Source organism: Streptomyces sp. NPDC005799 (assembly GCF_040630525.1).
Taxonomy (GTDB): Bacteria; Actinomycetota; Actinomycetes; order Streptomycetales; family Streptomycetaceae; genus Streptomyces; species Streptomyces griseorubiginosus_B.
In genome coordinates this window covers 29,931-43,568 of the sequence record NZ_JBEXXQ010000023.1, presented here as the reverse complement: position 1 = coordinate 43,568, position 13,638 = coordinate 29,931, and the positions used below count along the sequence as shown (strand labels likewise).

Below are 13,638 nucleotides of genomic sequence, written 5' to 3'. Positions count from 1 at the left end.
TGGTGCCACTCCGGCCCGCCGACCGGCGGGCTCAGCTCATCCGCAACGCCAGGAAGAAATCGAGTTTGTCCTCCAGCCGGGACAGGTCCCGGCCCGTCAACTGCTCGATTCGGCCCACGCGGTAGCGCAGTGTGTTGACGTGCAGGTGCAGCCGGGTCGCGCAGCGCGTCCAGGAACCGTCGCAGTCCAGGAAGGCCTCCAGGGTCGGGATCAGCTCGGCGCGGTGGCGGCGGTCGTACTCGCGCAGCGGGTCCAGCAGCCGCGCGGTGAAGGCGCGGCGGACGTCGTCCGGGACGAAGGGGAGCAGCAGGACGTGGGAGGCGAGTTCCTGGTGGCCGGCCGCGCAGACGCGGCCCGGGCGGGCGGCCGCCACCCGGCGGGCGTGCCGGGCCTCCTCCAGGGCGCCGCGCAGCCCCTCCGCCGAGTGCACGGCCGCGCTGACACCGAGGGTGACCTGGCCGTCGTCGTCGAGACCGGCCGACAGCGGGTCGCGCACGGACTCCAGCAGCGCCTCGGCGAGGATCCCGGACTCCGAACCGTCGTGCTCGGCGGAGACCGCCGGGAGCGGGACGAGGGCGACGGCCTCGTCCCCGGTGTGCGCTACGGCGATCCGGTCCGAGGGCTCGGGCCCGGTGGCCAGCGGGTCGACGAGGATCTCCTCCAGCAGCGACTGCGCGACCGGACCCGCCTCGATGTCCGCGCCCGCCCAGTCGACGCGGGCCACGACCACCTGCCAGTGCGGGGCGGCCCCGAGACCGGGCAGCAGCACCGGAGCGGCCACCCGCAGACGGGCGGCGATCTCCGCCGGCGCGGCCCCCGTCTGCACCAGCTCCAGCACCTCCTGGGCGAGCCGGCGCCGTACCGTGCGCGCCGCGTCCCGGCGGTCCCGCTCGACCGAGATGAGCTGGGTGACGCCCTGCAGCAGGTCCAGCCGCTCGGCGGGCCAGTCGCCCGCGTCCGCCTCGACGGCCAGCAGCCAGTCCGACAGCACCGACTCGCGCACGTCCCGCGAGGCCTGCGGCGAGCGCCCCGGGCCGGCGACGGCCGGGCGGTGGCCCGCAGCGCGGATCGGGAAGAGGCTGTACGTCGCCGGGCCCAGCGTCACCCGGTGCGGCCCCCGGCGTCCGGTGCGGGCGGCGGCGAGATGCTCGGCGGCGAGCTTGGCGCACAGGTCGGCGGGCAAGCCCGGCCCCGCGACCTTCGGACCGGCGATCAGCCGTCCGGTGGGGGAGAGCACCCAGGCCCTGAGGTCCAGGTCGGAGCCGAGCAGGTCCAGCACCACGTCCGGGCCGCCGCCCGCCGGGCCCGAGGTCATCATCCGCCGGTGCCGGTCCACCACGGCCGCCAGATCGCCCGCGCGCTCGCCGGAGACCTGCCGGACGACATGCTCGGTGATCGTCGCGAACGCCACCGACTCGTGCACCGCGAACAACGGCAGCCGATGCCGGGCGCAGGCCACCACCAGGTCCTCGGGGACGTCCCCGAGCTCCGCCTCGCCGGCCGCCAGCGCGGCCACCCCGGCCTGCACCAGGATCCGTACGAACGGCTCCGAGTCGTCCCCGTCCCGGCGCCAGGCCAGGCCGGTGAGCACCAGCTCACCACCCGAGAGGTAGCGGCTGGGATCGCGCAGGTCGGTGGTCATCACGCCGCGGACGGTCCGGTCCAGCTCGTCCTCGCCGCCGAGTAGCCTGAGGCCCAGCGCGTCGGTGTCCAGCAGTGCGCGCAGCCGCATTCTCGTCGCCGCCGTTCTTTGTCTCGAAATCTACGATGAACCGTGAGGGTGGTCGGGGAGAGGGACCCGCCGGACGGTGCGGGAGCCGCACGCTTCGACTGCCTGGCTGTTTCCTGCGTTTCTACAGGAAAACAGGGAGGTGACTGATGACCTCCGTTCATACGAATCTACAAGATGCCCGGCCTGGCCAGCCAACTCCTTCATGGTTTCCGTGACTGACCCGGCTGGAGCACGGCGCTGTGTACTGACTCCACTCCGCGTGAACAGCACATGAGCGAGCCGAGCCCGCCGCACCGGATCTGGCTCGATCCGTACCACCCCCGAGACGAAGAAGAGAGCCGGTCATGGACTTCCTTCGCCCCGCCAGCTGGGAGGAGGCGCTCGCCGCGAAGGCCGAGCACCCCACCGCTGTGCCCATTGCGGGCGGCACCGACGTGATGGTCGAGATCAACTTCGACCACCGGCGGCCCGAGTACCTGCTCGACCTCAACCGCGTCGGCGACCTCTACGAGTGGGAGATCGGCGAGGACAGCGTGCGGCTCGGCGCCTCGGTCCCCTACACCACGATCATGGAGCGGCTGCGCGTCGAGCTGCCGGGCCTCGCCCTCGCCTCGCACACGGTCGCCTCCCCGCAGATCCGCAACCGCGGCGGCGTCGGCGGCAACCTCGGCACCGCCTCCCCGGCCGGCGACGCCCACCCCGCGCTGCTCGCGGCGGGCGCCGAGGTCGAGGTGGAGTCGGTGCGCGGCAGCCGCCGTATCCCGATCGACGCCTTCTACACGGGCGTCAAGCGCAACGCGCTCGCCGCCGACGAGCTCATCAAGTACGTGCACATCGACAAGGCCGACGGCCCCCAGCAGTTCTCCAAGGTCGGTACCCGCAACGCCATGGTCATCGCCGTGTGCGCCTTCGGGCTCGCGCTGCACCCCTCGACGCGCACCGTCCGCACCGGCATCGGATCGGCCGCCCCGACACCCGTCAGGGCGAAGGCCGCGGAGGAGTTCCTGAACGCGGCCCTCGAGGAGGGCGGCTTCTGGGACACCGGAAAGATCATCACCCCGTCGGTCGCCAAGCAGTTCGCCGACCTGTGCTCCGGCGCCTGCAACCCGATCGACGACGTCCGGGGCACGGCGAGCTACCGCCGGCACGCGGTGGGCGTCATGGCCCGCCGCACGCTGACCTGGGCCTGGGAGTCCTACCGCGGCACCGCCGCCCGCTCGGAGGGAGTCGCCTGATGCGCGTCAACTTCACTGTCAACGGACGTCCGCAGGAGGCCGACGACGTGTGGGAGGGCGAGTCCCTGCTGTACGTGCTGCGGGAGCGGCTGGGCCTGCCGGGCTCCAAGAACGCCTGCGAGCAGGGCGAGTGCGGGTCCTGCACGGTGCGCCTCGACGGCGTGCCGGTGTGTTCGTGCCTGGTCGCGGCCGGACAGGTCGAGGGCCGTGACGTGGTGACCGTGGAGGGCCTCGCGGACCACGCCAGGCAGCGCTCCCGCGGCGACGCGTGCGGCACCCCGCTCGACGAGGCGAAGGCCTGGCAGGCGCGGGGCACCGACTCCCAGACCGGCGAGGGCACCGAACTGGCGCCGATCCAGCAGGCGTTCATCGATGCCGGCGCCGTCCAGTGCGGCTTCTGCACGCCCGGTCTGCTGGTCGCCGCCGACGAGATGCTGGAGCGCAACCCCAACCCGAGCGACGCGGACATCCGTGAGGCGTTGTCGGGCAACCTGTGCCGCTGCACGGGCTACGAGAAGATCATGGACGCGGTCCGTCTGGCGGCCGCCCGGCAGCAAGAGGCGGTCTGACGATGCCGTCCCCCACTCTCGACTTCGCTCGAGCGGGCGGTGCCCCCATCGGCACTCCCACCAAGATCATTCAGGGATCCCGGACCAAGGGCGGCATCGGCGAGTCCACGCTCCGCCCGGACGGCACCCTCAAGGTCACCGGCGAGTTCGCGTACTCGTCCGACATGTGGCACGAGGACATGCTCTGGGGCCAGATCCTCCGCTCGACCGTCGCCCACGCGGAGATCGTCTCGATCGACACGAGCGAGGCACTGAGGACCCCCGGCGTCTACGCCGTCATGACGTACGACGACCTGCCGACCGACGTGAAGAACTACGGCCTGGAGATCCAGGACACCCCGGTCCTCGCGCACGGCAAGGTCCGCCACCACGGCGAACCGGTCGCCATCGTCGCCGCCGACCACCCCGAGACGGCCCGCCGGGCCGCCGCCAAGATCAGGGTCGAGTACCGCGAGCTGCCCGTCATCACCGACGAGGCCTCCGCGACCGCGCCCGACGCGATCCTGGTCCACGAGGGCCGCACCGACCACCACATCGGCCATGTCCCGCACCCCAACATCGTCCACCGCCAGCCGATCATCCGAGGCGACGCCACCGAGGCCGCGAAAAGGGCCGATGTCATCGTCAGGGGCGAGTACTACTTCGGCATGCAGGACCAGGCCTTCCTCGGCCCCGAGTCCGGTCTCGCGGTGCCCGAGGAGGACGGCGGCGTCCATCTCTACATCGCCACCCAGTGGCTGCACAGCGACCTGCGCCAGATCGCGCCCGTCCTCGGCCTGCCCGAGGAGAAGGTGCGGATGACGCTGGCCGGCGTCGGCGGCGCGTTCGGCGGCCGCGAGGATCTGTCGATGCAGATCCACGCCTGTCTGCTCGCCCTGCGCACGGGCAAACCCGTCAAGATCGTCTACAACCGCTTCGAGTCCTTCTTCGGCCACGTCCACCGCCACCCCGCCCGTCTCTTCTACGAGCACGGGGCCACCCGCGACGGCAGGCTGACGCACGTCAAGTGCCGGATCGTCCTGGACGGCGGCGCGTACGCCTCCGCCTCTCCCGCGGTCGTCGGCAACGCCTCCTCGCTCGGCATCGGCCCCTACAAGGTGGACGACGTCGAGATCGAGGCCATCGCCCTCTACACCAACAACCCGCCCTGCGGGGCCATGCGGGGCTTCGGCGCGGTCCAGGCGTGCTTCGCCTACGAGGCGCAGATGGACAAGGTGGCGAAGCAACTCGGCATGGACCCGGTGGAGTTCCGGCAGCTCAACGCCATGGAGCAGGGCACGCTCATGCCGACGGGCCAGCCCGTCGACTCACCCGCCCCGGTCGCCGAACTCCTGCGCCGCGTCAAGGCGATGCCGCTGCCCCCTGAGCGCCAGTGGGAGTCCAGCGAGGGCGCGGACGTACGGCAGCTGCCGGGCGGCCTGTCCAACACCACGCACGGCGAGGGAGTCGTGCGCGGCATCGGGTACGCGGTCGGCATCAAGAACGTCGGCTTCTCCGAGGGCTTCGACGACTACTCCACCGCCAAGGTGCGGATGGAGGTCGTGGGCGGCGAGCCCGTCGCCACCGTGCACACCGCGATGGCGGAGGTCGGCCAGGGCGGCGTCACCGTCCACGCGCAGATCGCCCGCACCGAGCTGGGCGTCGCGCAGGTGACGATCCACCCGGCCAACACCCAGGTGGGCAGCGCCGGTTCGACCTCGGCCTCCCGGCAGACCTACGTCACCGGCGGCGCGGTCCGCAACTCCTGCGAGCTGGTCCGGGAGAAGGTCCTGGACATCGGCCGCAGCAAGTTCGGCACGTACCACCCCGCCTGGGCGACGGCGGAGCTGCTGCTGGAGGGCGGCAAGGTCGTCACCGACGGCGGCGAGGTCCTCGCCGACCTGGTGGACGTGCTCGAGGACGAGGCCGTCGAGGTCGAGGCCGAGTGGCGGCACCGTCCCACCGTCCCCTTCGACCTGCGCACCGGCCAGGGCAACGGCCATGTCCAGTACTCCTTCGCCGCCCACCGGGCCGTCGTCGAGGTCGACACCGAGCTCGGCCTGGTCAAGGTGATCGAGCTGGCCTGCGCCCAGGACGTCGGCAAGGCGCTCAACCCCCTCTCCGTGGTCGGCCAGATCCAGGGCGGCACGCTCCAGGGCATGGGCATCGCGGTGATGGAGGAGATCATGGTCGATCCCAAGACCGCGAAGGTCAGGAACCCCTCCTTCACGGACTACCTGCTGCCGACCATCCTGGACACGCCGATCATGCCGGTCGACGTCCTCGAACTCGCCGACGACCACGCCCCGTACGGGCTGCGGGGCGTCGGCGAGGCACCCACCCTGTCCTCGACCCCGGCCGTCCTCGCGGCGATCCGCGCCGCGACCGGCCTGGAGCTGAACAGGACACCGGTACGGCCCGAACACCTCACGGGCCAGGCGTAACCACGTCCCTCCGGGCGGCACGGGGAGCGTCACACTTCGATGTGCCGCCCGGAGCAGCCAGTTCGTTCGTCTCGGGCCGTCCCCCGGGTCGTGCGGCCGAAGCACCATCCCAAATCCCGTGAACCGCAGGGTCGGTTCACACGGGTGCCCCTTTGAACCTTGGGAGTAGGCCCACATGACCCAGCAGTCCCTTCAGCCGCAGACCGTCCCCGAGGAGGCGGGCGCGGGAACCCGCGCCCCCGCCGGACGGTCGTGGCTCGACCGGTACTTCCACATATCCCGGCGGGGATCCAGCCTCGCCCGTGAGGTCCGCGGTGGCGTCACCACCTTCATGGCGATGGCGTACATCCTGCTGCTCAACCCCCTGATCCTGTCCGGCAAGGACGCGGCCGGGGACACCCTCGGCCAGAAGGCCCTGATCACGGCGACCGCGTTCGCCGCGGCCTTCACCACGCTGCTGATGGGCCTCGTCGGCAAGGTCCCGCTCGCGCTCGCCGCCGGCCTGTCCGTCTCCGGCGTGCTGTCCTCGCAGGTCGCCCCGCAGATGACCTGGCCGCAGGCGATGGGCATGTGCGTCATGTACGGCGTCGTCATCATGCTGCTGGTCGTCACCGGACTGCGCGAGATGATCATGAACGCGATCCCGCTCGCGCTCAAGCACGGCATCACCATGGGCATCGGCCTGTTCATCGCCCTCATCGGCTTCTACAAGTCCGGCTTCGTGCACCAGGGCAGGGCCACCCCGGTCACCCTCGGCCCGGCGGGCGAACTCGCGGGCTGGCCGGTGCTGTTGTTCGCCGGCACCCTGCTGCTGATCTTCATGCTGCAGGCCCGCAACATCCCCGGCGCCATCCTCATCGGCATCGTCAGCGGCACGATCGTCGCCGCTGTCCTCAACGCCGCCGGTGTGATCGACCCCCGGCAGTGGGCGAACGGCGCCCCCGAACTGCACGGCAGCGCGGTCTCCATGCCCGACTTCTCGCTCTTCGGACACGTCGAGTTCGGCGGCTGGGGCAAGGTCGGCGCGATGACGGTCGGAATGATCGTCTTCACCCTCGTGCTGGCCGGGTTCTTCGACGCCATGGCCACCATCATCGGCGTCGGCACCGAGGCCGAACTGGCCGACGACAAGGGCCGGATGCCGGGCCTGTCCAAGGCGCTGTTCATCGACGGCGCGGGCGGCGCGATCGGCGGTGCCGCGGGCGGCAGCGGGCAGACGGTGTTCATCGAGTCGGCGACCGGCGTCGGCGAGGGCGCCCGTACCGGACTCGCCTCGGTCGTCACCGGACTGTTCTTCGCGGCCTGTCTGTTCTTCACCCCGCTCACCGCGATCGTGCCGCAGGAGGTGGCGTCCGCAGCCCTGGTCGTCATCGGCTCGATGATGCTGATGAACGCCCGGCACGTGGACTGGGGCGACCGCGCCACGGCGATCCCGGTCTTCCTCACCGTCGTCGTGATGCCGTTCACCTACAGCATCACCGCGGGTGTCTCCGCCGGCGTCATCTCCTATGTCGCCATCAAGGCCGCCCGGGGCAAGGCGCGCGAGATCGGCGTCTTCATGTGGGGCCTCGCGGTGATCTTCCTGGTCTACTTCGCCCTCAACCCCGTCGAGAGCTGGCTGGGCGTGCACTAGCCGCCCGCCGAACCGCCCTTCCCGCCAACCCCGTCAGGAGACCGACAGATGCTGGACATCGCCGAGGAGCTCAACCGGTGGGTCGAGCAGGGACGTGACGTCGCCGTGGCCACCGTGGTGGCCGTGGGCGGCAGCGCACCCCGTCTGCCGGGCGCCGCCCTCGCGGTGGACGCCGACGGCACGGCGATCGGGTCGGTCTCCGGCGGCTGCGTGGAGGGCGCCGTGTACGAGCTGTGCGAGCAGGCGCTGCGGGACGGCGAAACCGTCCTGGAGCGCTTCGGATACAGTGACGACGACGCCTTCGCCGTCGGCCTGACCTGCGGCGGCGTCATCGACATCCTGGTCACTCCGGTACGGGCCGGCGACCCGGCCCGTCCGGTGGTGGCGTCCGCGCTGGCCGCCGCCGGCCGGGGGGAGGCGGCGGCGCTGGCACGGGTCGTGTCCGGCCCGGCCGAACTCCTGGGCCGAGCGCTCCTGGTCCGCTCCGACGGCTCCCACGAGGGCGGGTTCGGCGCCCATCCCGAGCTGGACCGGACCGTCGTCGCCGAGGCGTCGGCCTTCCTGGACGCGGGCCGCACCGGCACCCTGGAGATCGGGGAGCAGGGCTCTCGTTGCGGAGCACCGCTCACGGTCCTCATCGAGTCCTCCGTCCCGCCACCCCAGATGATCGTCTTCGGCGCGATCGACTTCGCGTCTGCGCTGGTCCGGATCGGCAAGTTCCTCGGCTACCACGTAACCGTGTGCGACGCCCGCCCGGTGTTCGCCACCCGCGCCCGTTTCCCCGAGGCCGACGAGATCGTCGTCGAGTGGCCCCACGTCTACCTGGAGCGGACGGCCGTGGACGGCCGCAGTGTGCTGTGCGTCCTCACCCATGACGCCAAGTTCGACGTACCGCTGCTTCGACTCGCGCTGCGGCTGCCGGTGGCGTACGTCGGCGCCATGGGCTCGCGCCGCACCCATCTGGACCGCAACCGGCGGCTGCGTGAAGTGGGCGTGAGCGACGTGGAGCTGGCGCGGCTGCGCTCGCCCATCGGGCTGGACCTCGGCGCCCGCACCCCCGAGGAGACGGCCCTGTCCATCGCCGCCGAGATCGTCGCCGACCGGCGCGGCGGCAGCGGCGTCTCCCTCACCGGCGCGCACACGCCGATCCACCACGACCCGGCGTCCCTGCCGGCGCGGCGGATCGGGTCGGTGGCCTGAGCGGCGGGGGCGTCAGCCCGAGGCCTGGGTCGGGGCGGGTGTCGGGGCCACCGTGTCGGGGGCCGACGGGGCCGGGTTCTTGGACGGCAGCCGGGTGGGCCGGTCCGGTCGCACCGAGAAGGCCGTGTCGCCCGCGACGGCCACCAGGGCGTCCTTGACGAGGAGCACGTACGGGGTGGTCTCGCCGGCCGACTCGCCGGGATCGGCGAGCGCGGAGGTGCGCCAGCGCACCGCGCCCGTCGCGCTGTTCAGGGCCAGGACACGGCCGTACTCGTTGACGAGGTACAGGGTGGCGAACTTCGTGGACACCACCGGCGCCGACAGGTTCTCCACGTCCGTCGTCGCCTGCCACAGCCGCTTGCCGTCGGAGCCGCGCACGGCGGTGACCGTGCCGTCCGGCCGCACGAACCAGACGACGCCCTCGAGCAGAGTGGCGGTGCCGCGCGGGGTGCCCGGGAGCGGGGCGCGTGTGACGGCGCCGGTGCGCGGGTTCACCCGTAGCAGGGCGGAGTACGGCTGGTCGTCGCCGGCGGCGGCGAACTGCTGGTCCGCCAGCTTCGGGAGCAGGAACAGCAGTTGGCCGTCCACGGTGCCCATCGGCCGGGCGCCCGTGGGCAGGGTGGCGATCTCGGCGGCGGTGCCGCGGGCCGGGTCGAGCCGCAGCAGAGCGACCTTGCCCGTACTGGGATCGTCCACCGGAGTGCACAGGCCGTAGGGGGCGCCGTCCAACACGGTCGGCGTACAGGCGTTCCCGCTCGACGACTTGGACGGCGCCGTCCACAACTGCCGGCCCGCCGCGTCGTAGGCGATGAACGTGGTCCTGTTCTCGTCCATCACGAGGACGCCCCGGTCGAACAGGACGGAAGGCTCCTCCTCGGCGACGGGACGGGCCCACAGCTCGGTGCCGGTCCTCGCGTCCAGGACGGCGAGCCGCCGGGTGCGGTAGGTGCCGGTCGGGTCGGGCTTGCGGTAGGTGTAGACGCGTCCGTCGCGTACGCCGAGGGGGCGCGAGGTCTCCGGGTCGGTGCCGCGGCGCCAGTCGACCCGGCCGGACGCGGCGTCCAGGCGGGTGACGGTGAAGCCGGTCCCGGCGCAGTACACGGCCGTCGAACCGCCCGCCACGCATCCGGACTCGCCGAAGTCGATCGGGTCGCCCTGCTTGGCGGTGAGCAGGCTCGCCCGCCACGGCTTCCAGCCCGTGGGCAGACCCGCCACGGGATCACCGGCCGCGCTCGCCGAGCCGCCGGCGTCGACGGCGGATGGATCACCGGCCGGTCCGCCGCTCGCCGCCATGTGGGCCGCCGTGAGACCGACCACGGCGACGGCCATCGCCGTGCCGATCCCGATGAGGACACGCCGTACCCGTCGGCCCCCGCCGGACGCCGACGGGGCGACGGTCGTGCCGTCGGGGCGAGTCGGGCGGGCGTTCGGGCGGGCGCTGCGGCTGTGGCGGCCGTGCGGCGCGGCGGTGGTGTCCGCGCCGGGCGCGGAGCGCGGGGCCGGGACGCCCGCGAGGTCGGGGAAGGCCGGGGGAGCCTCGGTGGGCAGGTGCAGCAACAGGCTGTGCAGCTCCGCCAGTTGTGGCCGGACCAGCGGGTCCTTGTCCAGGCAGCGGGCCGCGATGCCGCGCAGCGGCTCCGGGACGCCGTCCAGGTGCGGGGCCTCGTACATCACCTGATAGCCCGTCAGGTAGGGGCTGCCGCCGTCGAAGGGGCGGTTGCCGGTGGCCGCGTACGCCAGCAGGGAACCGAGCGAGAACACGTCCGAGGCGGGGGTGACGTCCTTCGGCGAGGAGAACTGCTCCGGGGACATGAAGGGCGGGGTGCCGATGAGGCGGCCGGTGACGGTCAGGTCCTCGTTGTCGGCGGCGCGGGAGATGCCGAAGTCGATGACCCGGGGGCCGTCCTCGGCCATCAGGACGTTGCTCGGCTTGAGGTCGCGGTGCACGACACCGGCGCGGTGGATGTCCTGCAGCGCCTCCACCAGGCCCAGGGCCAGGGTGCGCAGCCTGCGGCCGGTGAGGGGCCCTTCCTCGGCAACGATGTCGGAGAGTGTGCGGCCGGGCACGTAGAGCGTCGCCATCCACGGCTGTTCGGCCTCGGGGTCGGCGTCCACCACGGGCGCCGTGAACGCCCCGCTCACCCGCCGCGCCGCGGCGACCTCCTGCCGGAAGCGGGCGCGGAACTCCTCGTCCAGCGCGTACTGGGCGTGCACGACCTTGATCGCGACCTGCCGTCCGGAGGCGGACAGCCCCAGATGCACGACGCCCATCCCGCCACTGCCGAGCCGGTCGATCAGCGTGTAGCCACCTATGGACGCGGCTTCCCCGGAACCCACCGGCATGCCCCGGCCACCTCCCCATCCCCGATCCCGCCCGACCCGACCACCCCCTCACCCTAGGCGGTCCCTCCATCCCACCGACCACTCCCCGCAAAACCACGCTCGACAGCCCCGGCAACCCCGTCTCGCATCACAAAACACCGCAGACCCTCAGGCTCCAGGTCGTACCAACCGCCGTGTCCCCACGCGCCGATGAGCCGCGCGACATCCTCCTGGCTCAGCCGAGGCGCCGCCCCGCGCTCGAAGTCGAGCCTCATCGCTCTCGGATCCGGCACCAGGTCCGTGTGCCGGTCCCGTGTCGCCGCCACGGCCGAGTCGGCCCGGTCGACGGCGAGGGTGTCATGGCCGAGGTGGGCCAAGGCGGCCGCGCAGGTGCCGAGGCCGCAACCGTGTTCAGGGCACGGGAACCGGCGTGCGGGGGCGCCGCTGCGACCAAGAGGCGCAGCTCATGGCGGTTTCGCGGTGGAAGCCGTTCCCGGCGGCGAAGTGGCGTTCCCAGTCGGGTTGTTGCGGTGGGTCACGGCATGCGCAGGAGGCGGTTGGCCGCACGGCCGAACATGCTGTGGGAGGCGCGGTGGAGGAGGGGGTCCACGGGGCCCGGGAGCAGGGGGACGGTGAGTTCCTCGCGCCAGATGACATGGCTGCGGCCGCCCGGGCCCGGGCGCACCTCGATCTCCGCCCAGCCCTTCACCACCCGGCCGCGTTTCTCCAGTCGGACCAGGCCGGCTTCCTCGTCCGTCGGCGGGTGCCAGACCGTGACCTCCATGCGGTCCTCGAAGGCGAGGGGACCGAGGCCGGTACGGGCGACGATCACCGTGCCCTCATGGGTCGGCGGCGCGGTGAGCACGGTGACGCGGGTCAGGGGGACCACCTCGCCGTGCCGGGGCCACTCCGTGAGGCGGCGCCAGGCCTCGGGGAGGGGGAGCGGCGCGGTGCGTTCGAGGAGGATGTTGACCACGTGACGCATCGTAGGGAAGTCGGGCTGTTCAGCGTGCTCTTCCGTGGCGCGTCACACAGATGGCGCAGTGAAGGGGCGCGCGCGGACGGCACCCACGTGGCAGGAGCGCGGGACACCGCCGACGGCTCCGGCAGGACGGCCCCTACCGCATCCGCACACCCGTACGGCACCCTGAGAGCCCGTCCCACCGCCGCCCGGAAGGCGCCTCATGGACCGTCAACTGCGCCCAGGCCTAGATGAGTTGCAACGCGATCCATATCCGCACTACGAGCGGGCCCGGCGCGCCGACGGCCTGACCCACCTCGCCGAACTCGACGCCTGGCTGGTCGCCCGGGACGCCGACGTCCGCGAAGTCCTGCGCAGACCGGAGGACTTCTCGTCGGCCAACGCCCTCACCCCCGACGTGATGCCCTCGCCCGCCGCGTTCGCCGTCCTCGCCGGCGGCTTCGGCGGCCGGCCCGTGGTCGTCGGCACCGACGGCCCCCGGCACCAGGAACTGCGCGCCCCGATCGTGCGCGGCCTGTCGCCGGCCCGGGTGGCCGCGGTCCTGCCGTACGCCGCCGAGCGCGCCGCCGCCCTGGTCGACGGGTTCGTGAAGGACGGGCACGTCGAGCTGATGTCGGCGTACGCGCAGAGGCTTCCCGGCGAGGTCGTCGGCCGGGTCGTCGGGCTCGACCCCGCCGACGTCCCCGGCGTCGTGCGCGGCGGACACCGTGCCGCGGAGCTGCTGTTCCGCCCGCTGGCCGAGGACGAGCAGATCGCGGCCGCCGAGGACGTGGTCGCGATGCAGCGCACCCTGGAGCGGTACGTCCGGGCCCGGCACGCCGAGCCCCGCGACGACCTGTGCACGGAGCTGGTCAGGTCCGTCGTCCCGGAGGGTGGTGACCTGACCCTGGAGCACCGGCACGAGCTCGTCGCCCATCTGCAGAACCTGCTGCTCGCCGGGCACCTGACCACGACCGCGCTCATCGGCACGACCGTCCTCCACCTGCTCCGCCACCCGGGCCAGTGGGAACTGCTGTGCGCCGAGCCCGAGAGGATCCCCGCCGCCGTCGAGGAGGCCGCCCGCCACGACAGCCCTCTGCAGGGCTTCCGCCGGGTCACCACCCGCCCGCTCACCCTCGCCGGCACCGAACTCCCCGCCGGGGCCGGCCTGTTCGTCGCCTTCGGCGCCGCCAACCGGGACGCCGCCCGCCACCCGGACCCGGACGCGTTCGACATCACCCGTGCTCCGGTGCGCCACCTCGCCTTCGGGCTCGGCGTGCACGGCTGCCCCGGCGCCCAGCTGGCCCGCGAGCAACTCAGGCTCACACTGGAGGAGTTGACTCGCCGGCTGCCGGGCCTGCGGCTCGCCCGGGACCGTCCGGTCGTCATGCGGTCCACGATGATCCACCGCTCACCCCAGGCCCTGCACCTGACCTGGTGAGCGGGGCGGCGCCGCTGCGGGGCTGTACACGGCGCGTATGGACGTCGTGCCGAGCGGGTGATCGGAAACCGGATCGAGGTATGCGAGCCCGCCACAGGGTTACTCGCGCCGACACGCAAGTG

At 72.6% G+C, this 13,638-nt stretch carries 9 protein-coding genes; 6 read left to right on the top strand and 3 right to left on the bottom strand.

The features are described from left to right. Window positions 1–31: 31 nt before the first annotated feature. Window positions 32–1,732 carry a PucR family transcriptional regulator ligand-binding domain-containing protein gene (locus ABZ453_RS23035; protein WP_359017128.1) on the bottom strand — a complete coding sequence of 567 codons (1,701 nt, stop codon included), beginning with the start codon at window positions 1,730–1,732 and terminating at the stop codon, window positions 32–34. A gap of 344 nt (window positions 1,733–2,076) precedes the next feature. On the opposite strand from ABZ453_RS23035, the gene ABZ453_RS23030 reads away from it, so the two are divergent. From ABZ453_RS23030 to ABZ453_RS23010, 5 genes are all read left to right on the top strand, one after another. Next, window positions 2,077–2,967 carry an FAD binding domain-containing protein gene (locus tag ABZ453_RS23030; protein ID WP_359017126.1) on the top strand — a complete coding sequence of 297 codons (891 nt, stop codon included), beginning with the start codon at window positions 2,077–2,079 and terminating at the stop codon, window positions 2,965–2,967. Further along, entirely contained in the window at window positions 2,967–3,536 is a 570-nt protein-coding gene (locus ABZ453_RS23025; RefSeq protein WP_359017124.1) for a (2Fe-2S)-binding protein, read from the top strand. The genes ABZ453_RS23030 and ABZ453_RS23025 overlap by 1 nt, the downstream gene beginning before the upstream one ends. Window positions 3,537–3,538: 2 nt before the next feature. Further along, window positions 3,539–5,959 (top strand): molybdopterin cofactor-binding domain-containing protein, encoded by a 2,421-nt coding sequence (locus tag ABZ453_RS23020; protein ID WP_359017122.1) that lies wholly within the window; start codon window positions 3,539–3,541, stop codon window positions 5,957–5,959. Window positions 5,960–6,134: 175 nt separating this feature from the next. Then, a complete protein-coding gene (locus ABZ453_RS23015) occupies window positions 6,135–7,592 on the top strand; it encodes an NCS2 family permease (RefSeq protein WP_359017120.1) in 1,458 nt (485 codons plus the stop codon). Window positions 7,593–7,640: 48 nt separating this feature from the next. After that, on the top strand, window positions 7,641–8,792 hold the full coding sequence (locus ABZ453_RS23010) for an XdhC family protein (RefSeq protein ID WP_359017118.1): 1,152 nt from the start codon (window positions 7,641–7,643) through the stop codon (window positions 8,790–8,792). A gap of 12 nt (window positions 8,793–8,804) precedes the next feature. Here the strand turns inward: ABZ453_RS23010 and ABZ453_RS23005 are convergent, their stop codons facing one another. Together ABZ453_RS23005 and ABZ453_RS23000 are read right to left on the bottom strand one after the other, a co-directional pair. Then, a complete protein-coding gene (locus tag ABZ453_RS23005) occupies window positions 8,805–11,135 on the bottom strand; it encodes a PQQ-binding-like beta-propeller repeat protein (RefSeq protein ID WP_359017116.1) in 2,331 nt (776 codons plus the stop codon). A 514-nt stretch (window positions 11,136–11,649) separates the two neighbouring features. Then, a complete protein-coding gene (locus tag ABZ453_RS23000; RefSeq protein ID WP_359017114.1) occupies window positions 11,650–12,090 on the bottom strand; it encodes an SRPBCC family protein in 441 nt (146 codons plus the stop codon). A 208-nt stretch (window positions 12,091–12,298) separates the two neighbouring features. On the opposite strand from ABZ453_RS23000, the gene ABZ453_RS22995 reads away from it, so the two are divergent. Then, window positions 12,299–13,516 (top strand): cytochrome P450, encoded by a 1,218-nt coding sequence (locus tag ABZ453_RS22995; RefSeq protein WP_359017112.1) that lies wholly within the window; start codon window positions 12,299–12,301, stop codon window positions 13,514–13,516. Window positions 13,517–13,638 lie beyond the last annotated feature (122 nt).